Source organism: uncultured Formosa sp. (assembly GCF_947500765.1).
Classification (GTDB): Bacteria; Bacteroidota; Bacteroidia; order Flavobacteriales; family Flavobacteriaceae; genus Formosa.
On record NZ_CANMTH010000001.1, the window covers coordinates 534,258 to 556,224 of the forward strand.

General features: G+C 33.2%; 19 protein-coding genes and 1 riboswitch. Of the genes, 15 read left to right on the plus strand and 4 right to left on the minus strand.

The window, feature by feature from the left end; genetic code table 11:
* The first annotated feature begins 2 nt into the window (after positions 1 to 2).
* From ilvN to argH, 13 genes are all read left to right on the plus strand, one after another.
* Complete coding sequence (gene ilvN, locus Q1B05_RS02290; RefSeq protein ID WP_299777112.1) at positions 3 to 530, plus strand: acetolactate synthase small subunit; 528 nt, start codon at positions 3 to 5, stop codon at positions 528 to 530.
* A gap of 10 nt (positions 531 to 540) precedes the next feature.
* Entirely contained in the window at positions 541 to 2,025 is a 1,485-nt protein-coding gene (ilvC, locus tag Q1B05_RS02295; protein ID WP_299777114.1) for a ketol-acid reductoisomerase, read from the plus strand.
* Positions 2,026 to 2,052: 27 nt separating this feature from the next.
* The gene (gene ilvA, locus Q1B05_RS02300) at positions 2,053 to 3,318 is read left to right on the plus strand and encodes a threonine ammonia-lyase IlvA (RefSeq protein ID WP_299777116.1); all 1,266 of its coding nucleotides are present in this window, start codon (positions 2,053 to 2,055) and stop codon (positions 3,316 to 3,318) included.
* 78 nt (positions 3,319 to 3,396) lie between these two features.
* Positions 3,397 to 4,989 (plus strand): NADP-dependent glyceraldehyde-3-phosphate dehydrogenase, encoded by a 1,593-nt coding sequence (locus tag Q1B05_RS02305; RefSeq protein WP_299777118.1) that lies wholly within the window; start codon positions 3,397 to 3,399, stop codon positions 4,987 to 4,989.
* A gap of 359 nt (positions 4,990 to 5,348) precedes the next feature.
* Complete coding sequence (locus tag Q1B05_RS02310) at positions 5,349 to 5,957, plus strand: GNAT family N-acetyltransferase (protein WP_299777120.1); 609 nt, start codon at positions 5,349 to 5,351, stop codon at positions 5,955 to 5,957.
* A 6-nt stretch (positions 5,958 to 5,963) separates the two neighbouring features.
* Positions 5,964 to 7,145: an argininosuccinate synthase domain-containing protein gene (locus Q1B05_RS02315; RefSeq protein ID WP_299777121.1), complete on the plus strand. Its 1,182-nt coding sequence runs from the start codon at positions 5,964 to 5,966 to the stop codon at positions 7,143 to 7,145.
* Positions 7,142 to 8,119 (plus strand): N-acetyl-gamma-glutamyl-phosphate reductase, encoded by a 978-nt coding sequence (gene argC / locus Q1B05_RS02320; RefSeq protein WP_299777123.1) that lies wholly within the window; start codon positions 7,142 to 7,144, stop codon positions 8,117 to 8,119. Before Q1B05_RS02315 ends, argC begins: the two co-directional genes overlap by 4 nt.
* 12 nt (positions 8,120 to 8,131) lie before the next feature.
* Positions 8,132 to 8,932, plus strand: a complete 801-nt coding sequence (proC, locus tag Q1B05_RS02325; RefSeq protein WP_299777125.1) for a pyrroline-5-carboxylate reductase — start codon at positions 8,132 to 8,134, stop codon at positions 8,930 to 8,932.
* Positions 8,929 to 10,056, plus strand: coding sequence for an aminotransferase class III-fold pyridoxal phosphate-dependent enzyme (locus Q1B05_RS02330; protein ID WP_299777127.1), 1,128 nt, complete (start codon positions 8,929 to 8,931; stop codon positions 10,054 to 10,056). The genes proC and Q1B05_RS02330 overlap by 4 nt, the downstream gene beginning before the upstream one ends.
* 1 nt (position 10,057) lies before the next feature.
* Complete coding sequence (locus Q1B05_RS02335; RefSeq protein ID WP_299777129.1) at positions 10,058 to 10,993, plus strand: acetylornithine carbamoyltransferase; 936 nt, start codon at positions 10,058 to 10,060, stop codon at positions 10,991 to 10,993.
* Position 10,994: 1 nt separating this feature from the next.
* A complete protein-coding gene (gene argB / locus Q1B05_RS02340; RefSeq protein ID WP_299777131.1) occupies positions 10,995 to 11,771 on the plus strand; it encodes an acetylglutamate kinase in 777 nt (258 codons plus the stop codon).
* Positions 11,771 to 12,835 carry a M20 family metallo-hydrolase gene (locus Q1B05_RS02345; protein WP_299777133.1) on the plus strand — a complete coding sequence of 355 codons (1,065 nt, stop codon included), beginning with the start codon at positions 11,771 to 11,773 and terminating at the stop codon, positions 12,833 to 12,835. Before argB ends, Q1B05_RS02345 begins: the two co-directional genes overlap by 1 nt.
* A 46-nt stretch (positions 12,836 to 12,881) precedes the next feature.
* Entirely contained in the window at positions 12,882 to 14,159 is a 1,278-nt protein-coding gene (argH, locus tag Q1B05_RS02350) for an argininosuccinate lyase (RefSeq protein WP_299777135.1), read from the plus strand.
* Positions 14,160 to 14,236: 77 nt separating this feature from the next.
* Here argH and leuB read toward each other — a convergent pair whose 3' ends face one another.
* From leuB to Q1B05_RS02370, 4 genes are all read right to left on the minus strand, one after another.
* Positions 14,237 to 15,355: a 3-isopropylmalate dehydrogenase gene (gene leuB / locus Q1B05_RS02355; protein ID WP_299777136.1), complete on the minus strand. Its 1,119-nt coding sequence runs from the start codon at positions 15,353 to 15,355 to the stop codon at positions 14,237 to 14,239.
* Positions 15,356 to 15,418: 63 nt separating this feature from the next.
* The gene (leuD, locus tag Q1B05_RS02360) at positions 15,419 to 16,003 is read right to left on the minus strand and encodes a 3-isopropylmalate dehydratase small subunit (RefSeq protein ID WP_299777137.1); all 585 of its coding nucleotides are present in this window, start codon (positions 16,001 to 16,003) and stop codon (positions 15,419 to 15,421) included.
* A complete protein-coding gene (gene leuC / locus Q1B05_RS02365) occupies positions 16,004 to 17,386 on the minus strand; it encodes a 3-isopropylmalate dehydratase large subunit (protein WP_299777138.1) in 1,383 nt (460 codons plus the stop codon).
* Between the two features lie 61 nt (positions 17,387 to 17,447).
* Positions 17,448 to 18,623: a 2-isopropylmalate synthase gene (locus Q1B05_RS02370; RefSeq protein ID WP_299777140.1), complete on the minus strand. Its 1,176-nt coding sequence runs from the start codon at positions 18,621 to 18,623 to the stop codon at positions 17,448 to 17,450.
* Between the two features lie 148 nt (positions 18,624 to 18,771).
* Between Q1B05_RS02370 and Q1B05_RS02375 the strand changes: the two genes are divergently transcribed.
* Positions 18,772 to 20,319 carry a hypothetical protein gene (locus tag Q1B05_RS02375; RefSeq protein ID WP_299777142.1) on the plus strand — a complete coding sequence of 516 codons (1,548 nt, stop codon included), beginning with the start codon at positions 18,772 to 18,774 and terminating at the stop codon, positions 20,317 to 20,319.
* Positions 20,320 to 20,412: 93 nt separating this feature from the next.
* Positions 20,413 to 20,536: riboswitch (SAM riboswitch) on the plus strand.
* A gap of 120 nt (positions 20,537 to 20,656) precedes the next feature.
* On the plus strand, positions 20,657 to 21,940 hold the full coding sequence (locus tag Q1B05_RS02380; RefSeq protein ID WP_299777144.1) for an O-acetylhomoserine aminocarboxypropyltransferase/cysteine synthase family protein: 1,284 nt from the start codon (positions 20,657 to 20,659) through the stop codon (positions 21,938 to 21,940).
* The last annotated feature ends 27 nt before the right edge of the window (positions 21,941 to 21,967 follow it).

Consider the following 21,967-nt stretch of genomic DNA (forward strand, 5'->3'; position numbering starts at 1 on the left):
TTATGGAAGATACTATAAACACATATACCATCTCAATTTATACTGAGAATAATATTGGTCTTTTAAATAGAATTTCAGCGATTTTTCAACGCAGACATATTAATGTTGAAAGTATAAATACGTCTATTTCTGAAATAGAAGGCGTGTCTAGATTTACTATTGTGGTGAATCTTAGGGAAGAACGTATGAAAAAAATAATCGGTCAGATAGAAAAGCAAGTTGAAGTGATTAAAGCTTACTACCATACCGATGAAGAAACGATTTATCAAGAATCTTGTATGTTTAAATTAAAATCTGATTTATTATTTGAAGAACGCGAAATTCAAAATATAATAAGAGATAGTAATGCAAGAATTATACACGTTAATAAAGAATTTTTTGTACTTGAAAAATCAGGTAAAAGAAATGAAATAGAACAACTATATCGCGATTTTAGTGTCTATGGCATCATGCAATTTGTACGTTCTGGACGTATTGCAGTAACCAAACAAGAAATGAAAATATCACAAATGCTAGTAGCATTTAATTAATTAAAACAAAATGGCAAATTATTTTAACACCTTATCATTAAGAAAACAATTAGAACAATTATCAAAATGTCGTTTCATGGCATCTTCAGAATTTGAAGATGGTGTAAATGCATTAAAAGGTAAAAAAATCGTCATTGTAGGATGTGGCGCACAAGGATTGAACCAAGGATTAAATATGAGAGATTCTGGGTTAGATATTTCTTATACATTACGTGCGGCAGCTATTAAAGAAAAACGCGCATCTTATGTTAATGCTACTGAAAATAACTTTACAGTTGGAACTTACGAAGAATTAATTCCAACGGCAGATTTAGTATTAAATTTAACGCCAGACAAGCAACATACAAATGTTGTTAAAACGATTATGCCTTTAATGAAAAAAGGATCAACATTATCGTATTCTCACGGGTTTAATATTGTAGAAGAAGGTACTCAAGTTCGTGAAGATATAACCGTAATTATGGTTGCACCTAAATGTCCAGGAACAGAAGTTCGTGAAGAATATAAACGTGGTTTTGGTGTGCCAACATTAATTGCTGTACACCCAGAAAACGATCCAGAAGGAAAAGGTCTAGCGCAAGCTAAAGCTTATGCAGTAGCAACAGGAGGAGATAAAGCGGGAGTTTTAGAATCGTCTTTCGTTGCAGAGGTTAAGAGTGATTTAATGGGAGAACAAACTATTTTATGTGGTGCATTACAAACAGGATCTATTTTATGTTTCGATAAAATGATTGAAGAAGGTATAGAACCAGGTTATGCTGCTAAATTAATTCAATATGGTTGGGAAACTGTAACAGAAGCATTAAAGCATGGTGGTATTACAACTATGATGGATCGTTTATCTAATCCAGCTAAAATTAAAGCTTATAAATTATCTGAGGAATTAAAAGATATTTTACGTCCGTTATTTGAAAAACATATGGATGATATTATCTCTGGGCATTTCTCTAAAACAATGATGGAAGACTGGGCAAACGACGATGTTAATCTTTTAACATGGAGAGAAGCTACAGGAGAAACAGCATTCGAAAAAACAGAATTAACTTCAGAAAAGATCTCAGAACAAGAGTATTTTGATAATGGAGTATTAATGGTTGCAATAGTAAAATCTGGAGTTGAATTAGCATTCGAAACTATGGTAAGTTCAGGGATTATTCAAGAATCTGCTTACTACGAATCACTTCACGAATTACCATTAATTGCAAATACAATTGCAAGAAAGAAACTTTACGAAATGAACCGTGTAATTTCTGATACAGCAGAATACGGATGTTATTTATTCGATCATGCAGCTAAGCCTTTATTAGTAGACTTTATGAAAGGTATTAAAACAGATGTGATTGGAAAGCCATATGCAGTAACATCTAACGAGGTTGATAATATTGAATTAATTGCGGTAAACGATGCGATTAGAAATCACCCTATTGAAACAATAGGAAAATCGTTAAGAACAGCTATGACTGCAATGAAAACAATAAAAACTGATGTCGAATAAGACACCTCAGTATTAGCCTAATAAAACATGCAAACTGAAAATAAAATATATTTTCCAAGTCTAAAAGCAGTAAAAGCAGCAGCCGAACGTTTAAAATCGGTTGCTGTTTTAACGCCTTTAACCCAAAACTTACACTACTCTAAGCAATTCGATGCTAATATATTGTTTAAACGAGAAGATTTACAATTAGTAAGGTCTTACAAAATAAGAGGAGCATATAACCGAATTTCGTCTTTAACAAAAGAACAAATGGAAAAAGGTATTGTATGTGCAAGTGCCGGAAACCATGCTCAGGGTGTTGCTTTATCTTGTAAATTATTAAAAATAAAGGGAACCATCTTTATGCCTTCACCAACACCTAATCAAAAAATTGAGCAGGTAAAAATGTTTGGAGAAGAATACACAGAAATTGTTTTGGTTGGTGATACTTTCGATGATGCTTATCATGCGTCAATGTTAGAATGTGAACGTTTACATAAAACTTTTATTCACCCGTTTAACGATAAGGAAGTTATTGAAGGGCAAGCAACAATTGGTCTTGAAATATTAAGCCAGACAGAAGTTCCTATAGATTATGTGTTTATACCAGTAGGAGGAGGAGGATTAGCCTCTGGTTTGTCTACTGTTTTTAAACTATTATCTCCGAACACTAAAGTTATTGGTGTAGAGCCAGAAGGTGCGCCTTCTATGAAAACATCCATTAAAAACGGTCATAATACAGAATTAAAAAACATCGAGAACTTTGTCGATGGCGCTGCTGTTAAGAAAGTAGGAGACCGCACATTTGCTATTTGCCAGCAAAATTTAAATAATATGATTACAGTTCCAGAAGGCAAAGTCTGCGAAACTATATTAGAATTGTATAATAAAGATGCAATTGTTGTAGAGCCGGCAGGAGCTTTAAGTATTTCTGCTCTCGATTTTTATGCTGAAGAAATTAAAGGTAAAAATGTAGTTTGCGTAATTAGCGGAAGCAATAATGATATTACCAGAACGGCCGAGATTAAAGAACGTGCTTTATTATACACCAATTTAAAACATTATTTTATAGTAAAATTTCCACAGCGAGCAGGTGCTCTAAAAGAATTTGTTGCTGAAATTTTAGGCCCGAACGATGATATTACGTATTTCCAATATGCTAAAAAAACGAATCGAGAAAACGGTTCGGCTGTTGTTGGTATAGAATTAAAGTCGTCTAAAGATTTAGCACCATTAATGGAGAAAATGAAAACAAAAAATTTCTACGGAGATTACTTAAACGATAATCCAGACCTGTTTCAGTTTTTAGTATAAGCTTAACTTTTATGTAAACTACTAAATGCGATTAAAAGGTTATATTTAATACACGAACTGTTAATTTAAAAATATATTATGAATACATCTTTTTTGGATATTCCGGATCAATATAAAATTACAACTGAAATTAATCAAAACACATATTTAGTAGGAGGTGAATTAAAAAAATGGACAGGAGATACAGCCAATGTATATTCGTCAATTTCATCAACTCCAGAATATAAACCAACATTGCTTGGTAAAATTCCTCAATTAGGAAAAAAAGAAGCCTTGGAAGCTTTAGATTCTGCTTGCGATGCTTACGGTAAAGGGCAAGGAGAATGGCCTACCATGAAAGTTATAGATCGTGTGGCCTGTATGGAAAAGTTTGTAAAACAAATGAAAACCAAGCGCGACGAAATTGTAAAATTACTAATGTGGGAGATTGGTAAAAGTTTGCCAGATTCTGAAAAGGAATTCGATAGAACTGTAGATTATGTTTACGATACTATTGAAGAATATAAACAATTAGATCGTGATAGTGCAAAATTTGAAAAGCACGATGGTGTAAATGCGCATATTAGAAGAGGTTCTTTAGGTGTCGTATTGTGTTTAGGCCCTTATAATTATCCTTTAAATGAAACTTTTGCACTGTTAATTCCTGCCATTATTATGGGGAATACAGTTATTTTTAAACCAGCAAAACATGGAGTATTATTAATAACACCGTTGTTAGAAGCTTTTCAAACTAGTTTTCCTACAGGTGTAGTAAACATTATTTACGGTCGAGGCCGTGTGGTTGCAACTCCGATTATGGAAAATGGCCGTGTAGATGTGCTTGCCTTAATAGGAAATAGTACTTCTGCGAATGCTTTACAAGAGAGTCATCCAAGACAAAATAGATTGCGATTGGTTTTAGGATTAGAAGCTAAAAATCCAGCAATTGTTTTACCAGATGCAGATTTAGATTTAACAATAGACGAATGTATTGCAGGAACACTGTCTTTTAATGGGCAACGTTGTACCGCATTAAAAGTATTATATGTTCACGAAAATATTATTGAAGAGTTTAATAAGCGTTTTTCTGCACGAGTAGATGCATTACCATTCGGAAATCCATGGGATCAAGGAGCAAAATTAACACCGCTTCCAGAACCAGGGAAACCAGCTTATATTCAAGAACTAATAGATGATGCTTCAGAAAAAGGAGCTACTATTTTAAATAAAAAAGGAGGAGAAACTACTGAAAATTATATTTTTCCAGCAGTATTATATCCTGTAAATAAAGACATGCGTGTTTTTAAAGAGGAACAATTCGGACCAGTAATTCCTGTTTTACCATTTACAGATATTCAAGAGCCACTTCACGATATGGCCGAATCTAATTATGGGCAACAAGTAAGTGTATTTGGTCAGAATGTAAAAACATTAGCACCTTTAATAGATACTTTGGTAAATTTAGTATGTCGTGTTAATTTAAACAGTTCTTGTCAAAGAGGACCAGATGTATATCCATTTACAGGACGAAAAGATTCTGCCGTAGGAACATTAAGTGTGCATGATGCATTACGATCTTTTTCTATAAGAACTTTTGTAGCCTCAAAAGACAATGACTATAATAATGCGATATTAAATGAATTGCTTGACACTAAGGCATCTAATTTTATAAGCACCGATTATATTTTATAAAAAATAGTTAAAAAGTTAATTGATATATTGAATTAATTTGTACATTTGATTTATGATTATAATTAAAAATAATATACGTCCATCTAGTCCCGCAATTGCATTGCGCCGACGCCGCAGTGCACACTAATCTTCTAGAGTTGTTCACCTAATTTTACGTATTTATTTTTTTATTTTGACTACATCACTTTATACATTTTATACACAACCTATAGTTACTTTAAACAGTAGCCGTATTACATCACGCCCTATTTTATTTCGCCGCCCAGTAGGGTGCTTTATATCTTAGGAACTTTAGGTGTGTCCAGTTCTTCTTTCTAGAAATCAATACTTTTTTAACTTTTAATTTTAAAATCAAAACAATGGAAATTGTTATTGCTGACAAGTCGCATACAGTTTATGCAGAAATTATTTGTGATACTATAGCAGACTCTGCTAGAGTAAGAGGTACCGGGATCGCTAAAAGAACTCCTGAGTATGTTATTGCAAGAATGATAAATGGAAATGCAGTTATTGCTTTAGAAGACGGTAAATTTGCTGGCTTCTGTTATATTGAAGCTTGGGAACATGGAAAATTTGTTGCCAACTCAGGTTTAATTGTACATCCGGATTTTAGAAATAGAGGGTTAGCAAAAGAGATTAAACATAAAATTTTCAATCATTCCATAACAAAGTATCCTAAGGCCAAAGTATTTAGTATAACGACAGGATTGCCGGTAATGAAAATGAATTCAGATTTAGGATATAAACCTGTTACATTTTCCGAACTGACAGACGATCAAACTTTTTGGAAAGGTTGCCAAACCTGCAAAAATTATGATGTTTTACAACGTACAGAACAAAAGATGTGTTTATGCACAGGTATGCTATACGATCCGGATAAACAACCTCCAAAAGATCAGAAGCCTGTAAAACCAAGCGTATTTAATAGATTAAAAAGCATTAAGGAGCATTTGTTTCTAAAAAAATAATATAAAATGAAAAAATTAGTAATAGCATACAGTGGAGGTTTAGATACATCATACTGTGCAGTAAGTTTATCAAAAGAGTACGATGTACACGCCATAAGTGTTAACACCGGAGGTTTTACTAAAGAAGAAATTAGCCATATAGAAAGTAACGCTTATAAAATGGGCGTTTCTACTTATAAAAATATTGATGCCGTAGCTACATTTTACCAAAAAGTAGTGAAGTATTTAATTTTTGGAAATGTATTGAAAAACAATACATATCCGTTATCAGTAAGTGCAGAGCGTATTATTCAAGCCATTGAAATTGTAGAATATGCAAAAAGCATTGACGCAAAATATATCGCTCACGGTAGTACAGGAGCAGGAAACGACCAAGTACGTTTCGATATGATTTTTCAAATTCTAGCACCAGGAATTGAAATTATTACGCCTATTAGAGATCAGAAATTAGCAAGACAGACAGAAATCGATTATTTGGTTGCAAATGGTATCGATATGAATTGGGCAAAAGCTAAATATTCTGTTAACAAAGGTCTTTGGGGAACTAGTGTTGGTGGTGAAGAAACATTAACTTCAGAAAAACCTTTACCTGGTGAAGCATATCCATCTCAATTAGAAAAAACAGACGAGCAAAAAGTAACCTTAACGTTTAATAAAGGTGAATTTGTTGCTCTTAATGGAGCAAAAGCGGCACCAGAAAAAAATATTGAAGCATTAAATGAAATAGCTTCAAAATATGCCATAGGAAGAGATATTCATGTTGGAGATACTATTGTTGGAATTAAAGGGCGTGTTGGTTTTGAAGCTGCCGCAGCTTTAATTACAGTAAAAGCACACCACTTATTAGAAAAACACACGCTTACTAAATGGCAAATGCAACATAAAGATTACTTATCTAGTTTCTATGGTATGCATTTACACGAAGGTCAGTTTTTAGATCCTGTAATGCGAGATATGGAAGCATTCTTGTCAAGTAGTCAGGAAAATGTAACAGGAGATGTTGTTGTTACTCTTAAGCCATACCATTTTTCTTTAGATGGAATTTCTTCTAAACACGATTTAATGAATTCTACATTTGCAAGTTATGGTGAAGAAAATAAAGGGTGGACAGCAGATGATGCTAAAGGATTTATAAAAATTCTTGGAAATCAGAATAAGATATACCAACTCGTAAATAACAAATCATGATACAAGCCGGAATTGTAGGAGGAGCAGGGTATACTGCAGGAGAACTGATTAGGATATTAATGTATCACTCACAGGTAAATATCGATTTTATCTACAGTACGTCTAATGCCGGAAATCTGGTAAGTAAAGTGCATCAAGATTTAATTGGATCTACAGATTTACAATTTACAGATACCATTAATGCCAATGTAGATGTGTTATTCTTGTGTTTAGGACATGGGAATTCTACAGCGTTTTTAGAAAAAAACAGTTTTTCTGAATCCACTAAAATTATCGATTTAAGTAACGATTTTAGATTAGAAGCAGATGCTAATTTTAACGATATGGAATTCGTTTACGGACTTCCAGAACTAAATAAAGAAGCTATTATTACTGCGAAGTATTTAGCAAATCCAGGATGTTTTGCAACTGCTATTCAGTTGGCTTTGTTGCCATTAGCGTCGGATGGGAAGTTTAAAGACGATGTTCATATTAATGCTGTAACAGGAGCAACAGGAGCAGGAACGTCATTGTCTACAACCACACATTTTACATGGAGAGATAATAACTTTTCTTATTACAAGCCTTTTACACATCAGCATTTAGGAGAAATTAATCAGTCGGTGAAGCAATTACAAAGTGGTTTTAATTCTGAAATCATTTTTATGCCAAATCGTGGTGATTTTTCACGCGGAATTTTTGCTACGGCTTACACGAAGTATGATGGTACTTTAGAAGATGCTAAAGCATTGTATAAATCATTTTACAAGGATGCTAAATTTACAGTGGTTTCAGATGAAGATATTCATTTAAAACAAGTGGTAAATACCAATAAATGTATTCTTCATATACATAAACATAATGATAAATTATTGGTAACTAGCATTATCGATAATTTATTAAAAGGCGCTTCAGGGCAAGCTGTTCAAAACATGAATTTAATGTTTGGATTTGAAGAAACTGAAGGTGTACAACTAAAAGCTACTTATTTTTAAATCATTCGACTTATGAAAATTGCTATAATTGGAACTGGAAATTTAGGGCATTCTATCGCAAAAGGTTTAATTATCGATAATGCGTTCACAACTCTATATTTAACCAAAAGAAATTTAGAATCATTAAATGAGTTTGATGGCTATAAAAATGTAAGTATTACGAGCGATAATATTGAGGCTGTTCAAAAATCTGATATTTTAATTTTTGCAGTACAACCTGCACATTTTGAAAACGTATTACAAGAAATTGTACCGCATTTAACAGAAAAACATGTACTTATTTCTACAGTAACAGGATTTTTAATTCCTAGAATGGAAAGTCTTGTTGGAGATAATCAATTTGTTATTCGTGCTATGCCTAATACGGCAATCGCTGTAGGTAAATCTATGACATGTATTTGTAGTAATACACAAGGCGCTAAACGTGTGAAAATAGCAGAAGCCATATTTAATCGTTTAGGACATACTTTAATTATTCCAGAAAGTCAGATGCAGGCAGCAACAGTAGTTTGTGCAAGTGGAGTTGCTTTTTGGATGCGTTTAATTCGTGCCACGACACAAGCAGCAATTCAATTAGGTTTTGATGCCCAAGAAGCACAAGAGTTATCTATGCATACTTGCGAAGGCGCTGCAAGTTTGCTTATCCAAACAGGGAATCATCCAGAAGAAGAAATAGATAAAGTAACTACGCCAAAAGGATGTACTATTGAAGGGTTAAACGAAATGGAACATAAAGGTTTAAGTTCGTCTCTAATTCAAGGTATGGTAGCTTCTTACAATAAAATTAGCAACATTAAAAAAGAGCAAATATGAGTTTGTTTCCAGTATATCCGCTTTACGATATTACCCCAGTAAAAGCGAAAGACGTTTTTGTTTACGATAACAAAGATGTAAAGTATTTAGATCTTTATGGTGGCCATGCTGTGATTTCAATCGGGCATGCGCATCCTACTTATGTAGATCGTATTACAAATCAATTACATCATATTGCTTTTTATAGTAATGCGGTTCAAAATCCGTTACAGGAACAATTAGCAACAGATTTAGCCGAGTTTTCAGGTTGTAAAGATTACCAATTATTTTTATGCAATTCGGGAGCAGAAGCTAATGAAAATGCATTGAAATTGGCATCTTTCCACAATGGAAAATCTAAAATTATAGCCTTTAAAAATAGTTTCCATGGCCGTACATCTGCAGCTGTAGCAGCTACAGATAATCCTAAAATTGTAGCGCCTTTAAATGCACAGCAAGAGGTCGAATTTTTTGAACTTGGAGATTTAGAAGGTGTAGAAAATGCTTTAAAAAACAATGATGTTTGTGCTGTAATTATAGAATTTATTCAAGGTGTTGGAGGTTTAGATGAAAGTACAACCGAATTTTATCAAGGTCTTGAACAATTATGTAAAGCAAATAATACATGTTTTATTGCAGACGAAGTACAATCAGGTTTTGGAAGAACGGGAGATTTCTTTGCGTTTCAGAAACACAATATCACACCAGATATTATTTCACTGGCAAAAGGTATGGGTAATGGCTTTCCTATTGGTGGGATTTTAATTCATCCAGATATTAAAGGATCGTTTGGATTGTTGGGTACCACTTTTGGAGGAAATCACTTGGCTTGTGCAGCATCATTAGCGGTTTTAGATGTGCTTAAAACAGAAAATTTATTAGCTCACACAAAAGAAATTTCAGCTTATTTTATTGAAAAAGCAGAACAATTACCACAAATAAAAACAATTAAAGGTCGTGGTTTAATGTTAGGTTTAGAATTCGATTTTCCGATTTCCGATCTTAGAAAGAAACTTATTTTCGACCATCACATATTTACTGGAAGTGCCAAAAATCCAAATTTATTAAGAATACTTCCACCATTAACGATTCAAAAAGAACATTTAGATATCTTTTTTGAAGCCTTAAAATCAGAATTAACATAGCATGAAAAAATACACACAAATTTCAGATATTTCAAACCTTTCAGAAACTATTAAAGAGGCGATTCTTTTAAAAATGAATCCTTTCGGACATAAACATTTAGGTTTAAATAAAACCTTAGTGATGTTGTTCTTTAATTCGAGTTTACGGACTCGATTAAGTACAGAAAAGGCTGCGAAAAATTTAGGAATGAATGTGATGAGTCTAAATGTTAATGATGCATGGAATTTAGAGTTTGAAGACGGCACAGTTATGAATGCGAGTACTTCAGAGCATGTAAAGGAAGCTGCTAAGGTAATTTCTCAGTACGCCGATATTATTGCAGTACGTGCGTTCCCGAGTTTACAAGACAAAGAGAAAGATGGCTCTGAAATGGTTATTAAAAGTTTCGAAAAGTATGCGACTGTTCCCATTGTAAATATGGAAAGTGCTACAGCGCATCCGTTACAAGCTTTGGCAGATGCCATTACAATTTCAGAACTATCGGAGAAAGCAAGACCAAAAGTTGTGATGTCGTGGGCACCACATCCTAGAGCTTTGCCTCAAGCTGTACCAAATTCTTTTGTAGAAATGATGCGAAAAATGGAGGTGGATTTAGTGATTACACATCCAGAGGGTTACGAGTTAAATCCTGAAATTACAAAAGATACACCAATTAATCATAATCAAGAAGAGGCCTTAAAGGATGCCGATTTTGTCTATGCTAAAAACTGGAGTAGTTATACAGATTATGGTAAAATTTTAAATACAGATCCTAATTGGATGATTACTAAAGATAAATTAGGGCATGCTAAATTTATGCACTGTTTACCAGTGAGACGAAATGTAATTGTAGAAGATGCTGTACTTGATAGTGATCAATCTATCGTGATGGAAGAAGCGAATAACCGAACGTATGCTGCACAAATAGTCCTGAAAGAAATACTTGAAAATCTGTAATATGGAAACATTAAAGGTTATAAAAATTGGTGGAAATATTATTGATGATGATAGTGCTTTATCCCATTTTCTAGAACAATTCGCAACTATTCAAGGTCCTAAATTATTAGTGCACGGTGGAGGGAAATTAGCTACTAAAATGGCTAAATCTATGAACATTGAAGTGCAAATGGTAGATGGAAGACGCATTACAGACGCAGATACTCTAGATATTATCACCATGGTTTACGGCGGAAAAATTAATAAAAATATTATTGCGCAATTACAAGCCAATAATTGTAATAGTGTTGGGTTTACAGGAGCAGACGGCAATGTAATAGTTTCAGAAAAGCGTCCAGTTACAACTATAGACTATGGGTTTGTAGGCGATGTAAAACGTGTGAATACAAAAGTGCCAAAAGTGCTTTTAGAAAACGGTATTACACCTGTGTTTTGTGCTATTACGCATAACGAAAACGGGCAGTTGTTAAATACAAATGCAGACACTGTAACTTCTGAATTAGCTATTGGCTTTGCAGATATATATAAAGTAGAGCTGTATTATTGTTTCGAGAAAGATGGTGTGTTATTAGATGTCGACGACCCGAATTCGGTGATTGAAGACATTAATACCAAAAATTATGAAACGTTAAAAACAGAGGGTGTTATTACAGATGGTATGCTTCCAAAACTAGATAATTGTTTTCATGCCATATCTAATCACGTTTATAAAGTGTGCTTAGGAAAACCAGACATGTTATTTAATCAGAATACAAAACATACAACCATTCAAGCCTAATGATGACGCAACAATTAACAGAAGAAGCCATATTATTGCTTAAAAATCTGATAGAAACACAATCGTTTTCTTCAGAAGAAGATAAAACAGCGCAGCTTATAGAAGCTTGGTTTAAACAAAAAAATATTCCGTATACACGAACAAAAAATAATGTTTGGGCTACTAATGCAGATTTTACAGAAGGCAAGCCAACACTACTTTTAAACTCGCACCATGATACTGTTAAACCTAATAGCGCCTATACCAAAGATCCACTTAAAGCGATTGTTGAAGATGGTAAATTATATGGTTTAGGGAGTAATGATGCTGGCGGGTGTTTAGTATCATTAATTGCAACATTCACTTATTTTTATAATAAACCAAACCTAAAATATAATTTAGTTATAGTTGCTTCTGCTGAAGAAGAAAGCAGTGGGCCAAATGGTTTAAATAGTATGTTATCAATAATTCCAAAAATTGATGTCGCTATTGTAGGCGAACCCACATTAATGAATTTGGCAATTGCAGAAAAAGGATTGGTTGTGTTTGATGCTAAAGTAAAAGGAACGCCAAGTCACGCAGCACATCCAAATAACGATAATGCTATTTACAATACCATTGAAGTTTTGAATTGGTTTAAAGATTATAAGTTTGATAGATCATCAGAATCTTTAGGTGACGTTAAAATGACGGTATCTCAGATCTCTGCAGGCAAACAGCATAATGCCATTCCTGCTGAAGTTGAATTGGTCATAGATGTACGTGTTAATGATAAATATACCAATGCAGAGATTAACGACATTTTAGTAAAAGAAGCGCCTTGTACAGAAATTAAAGCAAGAAGTTTACGATTAAACTCATCGTCTATTCCTAAAGATCACGAATTGGTAAAAGCAGGTCTTGAAATAGGAAGAACCACTTACGGGTCTCCAACATTATCAGATCAATCTGTTTTAAGCTGCTCGTCTTTAAAATTAGGACCTGGAGATAGCACAAGATCTCATTCTGCAGACGAATTTATTTATTTAAACGAAATTGAAGAAGGTATAGCGATTTACATTCAATTATTAGAAAAAATACTTTAATTATTTAGGCTGTTATCTTTCAGCTTAAACTATAAAAATCTTACTTATGAAACTTTGGGACAAAGGGCTTTCAATCGATAAAAAAATAGAACAATTCACTGTTGGAAACGACAGAGAAATTGATATTCATATTGCAAAATATGACGTTATAGCTTCTAAAGCACATGCAAAGATGCTTGAAAGTATTGGTATAATAACAGCAGAAGAATTAGAACAATTATTAGGAGGACTAGATATATTAGAAACTCAGATTGAAGATGGCACATTTGTAATTGAAGAAGATTTTGAAGATGTGCATTCTAAAATAGAATTCGAATTAACAAAAACGTTAGGCGATGTGGGTAAAAAAATCCATACGGCACGTTCTAGAAACGATCAAGTTTTAGTCGCACTTCAATTGTATTTCAAAGAAGAATTAAAAACTATTCAAGATAAAACTAAAACATTTTTTGATACGCTTATTGGGTTAGCCGAAACTCATAAAGGTTCACTATTACCTGGTTATACACATTTACAAGTCGCCATGCCATCGTCTTTTGGGGTTTGGTTTTCTGCTTATGCAGAGTTGTTGATTGATGATGTTTATATGTTACAAGCTGCTCAAAAAGTAGCCGATCAGAATCCGTTAGGTTCAGCGGCAGGTTATGGTAGCTCTTTTCCAATAGATCGTGAGTTAACAACTAAAGAAATGGGTTTTTCAACCTTAAAATATAATGTGGTTGCAGCGCAAATGAGTCGTGGTAAAAGTGAACGTACCATTGCAGCTGCATTAGGAAGTTTAGCGAATACATTGTCGCGTTTTGCTATGGATATTTGCTTATATAATAGTCAGAATTTTGGTTTTATAGCCTTCCCAGACGAGTTAACAACCGGAAGTAGTATTATGCCACACAAGAAGAATCCTGATGTGTTTGAATTGATTCGTGGAAAATGTAACAAGATTCAAGCGCTACAAACAGAGATGGTATTAATTACGAATAATTTACCTAGTGGGTATCATCGTGACTATCAGTTATTAAAAGAGAACATGATTCAGGCACTAGAAGATATTAAAGATATTTTAGACATCTTTAATTTTTCAATAGCACAGGTTAAAGTGAAAAATATTGATTTACATGACGAGAAATATAAATTTTTATTCACTGTAGATAATATCAATACTTTGGTAGTTGAAGGGATGTCGTTTAGAGATGCTTACAAAAAGATTGGTGGCGAAGTAGAAGCGGGAACTTATGTGCCAGACGATTCAAAAAAACACACGCATTTAGGAAGTATTCATAATCTAGGATTAGATAAAATAAGTGAAAAATTTCCTAAACTATAAAGTCATATATTTATCATAAAAAAAGCGCCTTAGTAATTAAACTCAGGCGCTTTTTTTATTTTATAATAAATCGAAATTTAGATAATAGTAGATTGACCTAAGTGAATGTTCGAAAAGTTATGATTTGAATCTTTAGGATTACTAATAAAATCAGCAATAAAATCTCCAACTTTAGTTGTTGTAATATTATCGTATTTCGTATTTAAATCGGGTGTAGTAATATGAAGTGCTAAAGACTTATCTACAGCAGTTCTAATTAAATCAGCTTCGTCGTTTAAATCAAAATGATCTAATAACATTGCTGCTGATAATATTGAAGCAATAGGATTTGCAATACCTTTGTTTGTTGCTTGCGGGTAAGACCCGTGAATAGGCTCGAACATCGCATATTTATCTCCTACAGAAGCCGAAGCTAATAAACCTATAGATCCTCCAATAACACTAGCCTCGTCGCTAATAATGTCTCCAAACATGTTTTCAGTTAAAATAACATCAAACTGTTTTGGATTTAATATCATTTGCATTGCAGCATTATCTATAAATAAGAAATCTAATTCTATATCCTTATAACTTTTAGCAACTTCTGTAACGACTTTACGCCATAAACGAGATGTTTCTAAAACATTTGCTTTGTCTATTAAAGTCAGTTTTTTTCTTCTAGATTGTGCTGCTTTAAATGCTAAATGTGCTACGCGTTCGATTTCTTCTCGAGAATATTCACATAAATCTGAAGCTGAATTTCCGTCTTCACTTGTTTCTTTTTTTCCGAAGTAAATACCACCAGTAAGTTCGCGATAAATGCTAATATCTGTACCTTTAATAATATCTTTCTTTAAAGGCGATTTACTTAAAAGTGTATCGTATGCTTTAACAGGTCTTATATTGGCATATAAACCTAAAGACTTTCTAAGTGCTAGTAAGCCTTGTTCTGGACGTACTTTTGCAGATGGATCATTATCATATTTAGGATCTCCAATAGCTCCAAATAATAAAGCATCACTTATTTTACAAAGATCAAGAGTTGCCTCTGGTAATGGATTACCCGTTTCATCTATAGCTATTGCACCAACAGGTGCGTATTTAAAATTGAATGTATGATTAAATTCTAAAGCAATGGCTTTAAGAACTTTTATTGATTGAGCAGTGACTTCTGGTCCTATCCCATCTCCTGCTAATACTGCTATGTTTAGTTTCATAAGAATTGTTTTTTAGAGGCTGAAAACAGTATAACGCCTTATATGTTTTTTAAGACTGTGTTTTCAGGATTTAGCTTCAAAAGCTAATATAGCATCTTTTTTGCTTAATAAATAATCGATGTCGTCATAACCATTTATAAGACATGTTTTTTTGTATGGGTCGATATCAAATTTCTCTGATAAATCGGTGTCTTTAATAGAAATAGTTTGATCCTCTAAATTTACACTAATTATTGTTTCAGGGTCTGTTGTAATGTGTTTAAATAATTCTTTTAAATATGCTGGAGTAACTTGAATTGGTAAAATTCCGTTATTCAGTGCATTTCCTTTAAAAATATCAGCAAAAAAACTAGAGACTACAACTTTTAATCCATAATCTGCTATTGCCCATGCCGCATGCTCGCGACTGGAACCACAACCAAAATTATCTCCGGCTACTAGGATGCTTCCCATATAAGTGGTGTCATTTAAAGGGAATTCTTCGTTTAGGTCTCCGTTTTTATTAAATCTCCAATCTCTAAATACATTATCCCCAAAACCTTCTCTATCTGTTGCTTTTAAGAAACGTGCAGGAATAATTTGATCTGTATCTATGTTTTCTATATCTAATGGAATGGCTCTAGAATGTAATGTTGTAAACTTTTCCATTTAGTTTAAGTGTTTTGTAATGTCTATAATCTTTCCTTCTACCGCTGTTGCTGCTGCAACTAACGGACTTGCTAAAATGGTTCTAGCACCCTGACCTTGTCGTCCTTCAAAATTTCTATTTGAAGTAGATACACAATATTCATCTTGCGGAATTTTATCATCATTCATCGCTAAACATGCCGAACATCCTGGTTGACGGAGTTCGAAACCAGCATCTGTAAAAATGTCTTTAAGACCTTCTTCAATGATTTGTGTTTCAACCAACTTACTACCTGGAACTAACCAAGCAGTAACGTTAGGTGCTTTTTGTTTGCCTTTGATGTATTGAGCAGCTACTCTAAAATCTTCGATTCTAGAGTTGGTACAGCTACCAATAAAGACAAAATTAATTGGTTTGTTTATAAGAGATTCGCCTTTTTTGAAGTTCATGTATTTTAATGATTTTTCAAAAGAAGCATCGTTAAGTGTAGGGATGTTTTCTGTTACTTTTATCCCCATACCAGGGTTAGTTCCGTAGGTAACCATAGGTTCTATGTCTTCAGCATCGAAGATGTATTCTTTATCGAATACAGCATCATCATCTGTAGGTAGTGTTTTCCAATAAGCTACTTTCTTTTCAAATTCTTCACCTTTAGGTGCAAATTCGCGACCTTCTACATAGTCGAATGTTGTTTGATCTGGTGCAATCATACCTCCACGAGCACCCATTTCAATACTCATATTACAAACCGTCATACGGCCTTCCATACTCATGTTTTGAAATACGTCTCCAGCATATTCACAGAAATATCCTGTACCTGCGTTGGTTCCTAATTTTGCAATGATATATAAAATAACATCTTTAGGAAGTACACCATTTTTTAATTTACCATTTACAGAAACACGTAAGCTTTTAGGTTTAGTTAAAAGTAAACATTGACTAGCAAAAACTTGAGCAACCTGACTTGTACCGATTCCAAAAGCAATAGTTCCAAATGCACCATGTGTAGAGGTATGACTATCTCCACATACGATTGTCATTCCAGGTTGTGTGATACCTAATTCGGGTGACATAACGTGCACTATTCCATTGTATTTGTGACCTAATTCAAAAAGTGTGATTCCGTTGTCGGTACAGTTTTTTGATAGTTGCTCAAGCTGATGTCTAGATAACGTATCTTGTATTGGTAAATGTTGATTTGTTGTTGGTGTATTATGATCTGCTGTTGCCACAATTTGGTTGGGTCTAAACACAGGAATGTCTCTGTCTTTTAACTCGTTAAAAGCTTGTGGGCTTGTTACTTCATGTATTAAATGTTTATCAATGTACAATACTTGTGGACCATTTTCTATGGCGTCAACTACATGTGCATCCCAAACTTTATCAAATAATGTTTTTTTCATTTCATGTTGTTTTTGCTATTTCATTTCAAATTTAATTTATGAAACAGACTTTTAGCTTATTTTATGCCGAAATAATTTGATTGTAAACGCTACTAGTTTCAATAATTTGATGAATATCTGAATCGTTTATTTCTTTTTTAACATCTGCAAAATTCAAGAAATTAGCATAGACTACGTCTAATTGTAATTTTGTTAATTCATAACCTACATTTTTAGCTCTATAAGCTAAAGCGGCTCTACCACTTCTTGCTGTTAAAACAATTGCAGATTCTGTTACACCAACATCTTTAGGGTCTATGATTTCGTAAGTTTCACGATTTTTAATCACACCATCTTGATGAATTCCAGAACTGTGTGCAAAAGCATTTGCACCAACAATGGCCTTATTAGGTTGTGTGTAAATTCCCATATGCTCAGATACTAATTGGCTTGTGCTATATAACAAAGAGGTATTAATGTTAGTATCTAAATTTAAAGTTGGGTGTTGTTTTAAAATCATAACAACTTCTTCTAAAGCGGTGTTTCCTGCACGCTCTCCAATACCATTAATTGTACATTCTATTTGTCTTGCACCATTAATAACACCTTCAATAGAATTTGCTGTAGCTAATCCTAAATCGTTGTGGCAATGGCAAGATAAAATAGCCTTGTCAATACCTTTAACATTCTCTTTTAAATATTTTATTTTTGCTCCATATTCGTTAGGTAAGCAATACCCTGTTGTGTCTGGAATATTTAAAACCGTTGCACCTGCTGCAATTACAGCTTCGCAAACTCTTGCTAAATAATCGTTGTCTGTACGTCCTGCATCTTCTGCATAAAACTCTACATCTTCAACAAAAGTTTTAGCATAACGAACCGCTCTTACGGCGCGTTCAATAATGGCATCACGATTAGATGCAAATTTAAATTTTATATGAGAATCGGAGGTTCCGATTCCAGTATGAATTCTTGGTTTTTTTGCATAACGTAGCGCTTCACTTGCTACTTTTATATCATTTTCAACAGATCTTGTAAGTCCACAAACTGTTGCATTCTTTACGATTTTTGAAATGGCTTCAACCGAAGTAAAATCTCCAGGACTTGACACCGGAAAACCTGCTTCAATAACGTCAACTCCCAGGGCATCAAGTCTTTCAGCAATTATAAGTTTTTGCTCTTTGTTTAACTTGCAACCAGGGACTTGTTCGCCATCGCGTAACGTTGTGTCAAATATTTGAATGTTAGAATGTGACATTTATATGAATTTATTTTCTTATTGTTCTACGAATTTATATTTTGCTTTTGTGAAAGCAATACCTCATTATTGTACTTTTACGATGTTTAAAAGTATTTAAATATACTTAAATAATTGTTAATCAGTACATTGTAACACTTTTTATTTGATGATAAAAGACCAAAAAGATAATTTGTTTTTGTTAGTGAAATCGTTAACGAAGTCTGAAAAGCGTCAGTTTAAGCTGTATGTGGGAAGATTAGGGGTTAATAACGATTCTAAGTTTTTGAACTTATTTAATATTTTAGACAAGCTATCAATTTACGACGAAGAGTTTATTTTAAAAAATGGTGATGTTAAAAAACAACAGTTAGCCAACGTTAAAGCCCATTTGTACAAACAAATTTTAATTAGTTTAAAATTAAACCCTTCGCATCAAAATATAAGGTCGCAAATACGAGAACAATTAGATTTTGCATCTATTTTATACCATAAAGGCTTGTATAAACAAAGTTTAAAGATTTTAGATAAATCTAAAGAATTGGCGATACATAATGAAGAAAAGAATTTAGCTTTTGAAATTGTGGAATTCGAAAAGTTAATAGAATCTCAATACATTACACGTAGTATTAGTGGCCGTGCAGACGAGCTAACAATTCAGGCAAAAGATTTAAGTGCGTTAAATGTTATAGCAAGTAAGCTTTCAAATTTATCGCTTCAGTTGTACGGGATTTTTTTAAAAACGGGTTATGTTAAAAATGAAGAAGAAGGCATTCAGGTTGCTGAATATTTCCATAATAGACTTCCAAAATATAACATAAAAAAATTAGGGTTTAGAGAGAAATTATGGCTTTACAATGCGTATTTGTGGTATAGTTTTTTAACTCAAGATTTTAAAAACTGCTATAGATATGCTTCAAAATGGGTGGATTTGTTTTATGAAAACCCAGATATGATTAATTTAAATCCTGTATTTTTTTTAAAAGGAAAAAATTATTTGTTGGAAGCCTTATTCTTTGTTCGAAGCAAAAATAAGTTTGAAGATGCTTTATTGAGATTAGAAAAAATTGTGAATGATAAGAAGTTTTTAAGAGATGAAAATGTAGAGTCTTTGGCATTTTTATATTTTAATTTAAATAAAGTTAATTTACATTTTATAGATGGTTCGTTTGAGGAAGGCTTAAATTTAATTCCTAAAATTGAAACAGATTTAAAACGATTTTCGAATAGAATAGACGAGCACCATGCTATGATTTTTTATTATAAATTCGCTAGTATGTATTTTGGAGCTGGAGATAATAAAAAATGTATCTTTTATTTAGATAAAATTATTTCGAATAAAAGTTTATCTATGCGAGAAGATTTATTGTGTTTTTCTAGAGTTTTAAATCTAGTCGCTCATTACGAAGCTGGATTAGATTATCATATCGATACATTGTTACGAAGCACTTATAAATTTTTAATTAAAATGAACGATTTACACGAGGTTCAGAAAGAGATGATAAAATTTATAAAAGGCTTGCAGGATGTCTATCCACATGATATTAAGCACGCATTTATGGCATTGAGAGATACTTTAAAAACATACGAAAATCATCCGTACGAGAAGCGTGCATTTTTATATTTAGATATTATTTCATGGCTAGAAAGTAAGATTGAAAATAAGCCTGTTGGACAAATTATTAAGGATAAATATTTGGCAGAAAACAATAGGTAAAAAATGTTTTTTTATAAAAATGTCTTAAATAATTTGGAAAATCAACTTTTCTAACTGAATATTTGTGCTCACAAAGTTCAATAATGTATTGAAATGTTATCAAGAAAGGTGGAGGGATTAGACCCGCTGAAGCCTTAGCAACCCTTTAACTTATAAAGAAGGTGCTAAATTCTACTTAAAAACCGATTCATTTATCGGCGATTTAGATAGATAACTAAACGCAATTGCTCTCAGAGTAATTTGTATTATTTTCTTTTTAACATTTTTCTATTAGGTACACCTTAAAAAGGTGCATTTGACTTTTAGTTTTAATTTATTAACTCAAAAAGAAAGAAAAATGAGTACACAAAAATTCGCAACTCAAGCGTTGCACGCAGGACACGATGTTACCAAAAATGGAGGTACACGAGCTGTGCCAATTTATCAAACATCGTCGTATGTTTTTAACGATTCAGATCACGCAGCAAGTCTCTTTGCATTAGCCGAACCAGGTTACATTTACACAAGATTAAATAACCCTACAAACGATGTCTTAGAACAACGTTTAGCTGCTATTGAAGGTGGTATAGGTGCGGTAGTAACCGCGTCAGGAACTGCCGCGATTTCTACAACATTACTTACACTTTTAAGAGCTGGAGACCACATTGTAGCATCTAGCAGTTTATATGGTGGAACGTATAATTTATTGGCTGTAACTTTGCCAAGACATGGTATTACAACCACATTTGTAGATCCTTCTGATGCTGAAAATTTTCAAGCTGCAGTTCAAGATAATACAAGAGCTGTTTTTATAGAATCTTTAGGAAATCCGAAATTAGATGTGTTAGATATTGAAGCCATTGCTAAGGTATCTAAAGCAAACAATATTCCTTTAATTGTAGATAATACAGTGGCTTCACCTGCACTTTTAAATCCAATTCAATACGGAGCAAATCTTGTCATTCATTCGCTAACAAAATATATTAACGGAAACGGAACAAGTCTAGGAGGTGCTATTATTGATGCAGGAACATTTAATTGGGCGAACGGAAAATTCCCTGAATTTACTGAGCCTTCTGCAGGATATCATGGTTTGGTATATAGCGAAGCTTTAAAAGAAGCGGCATTTATTGCTAAAGTTAGAGTTGAAGGCTTACGTGATTATGGTAGTGCACTAAGTCCGTTTAATGCATTTCAAATTATTCAAGGTTTAGAGACTTTAGAATTACGAATCAAAAAACATAGTGAAAATGCATTAGCATTAGCTCAATGGTTGGAAACGCAAGACGAAATTGCTTGGGTAAATTATCCAGGATTAGAAAGTAGTGCTTACAAAGCTTTAGCCGATAAATACCTTTCGAAAGGACAAAGTGGAATGGTTACTTTCGGACATAAAGCGGGTTTCGATGCGGCTAAAATTATTGCAGATAAAACAGAAATTTTCTCATTGTTAGCAAACATAGGAGATACTAAATCTTTAATTATTCATCCTGCAAGTACAACGCATCAACAGTTAGACGAAGCCGCTCAAGCCGCTTCAGGAGTTACTAAAGATTTAGTGCGTTTATCTGTTGGTATCGAGGATTTAGAAGATTTAAAATCAGATTTAAAACAAGCATTTGAGGCTGTTAAGAATGCTTAATAGCATATTAGTTTATTTTAAATTAAG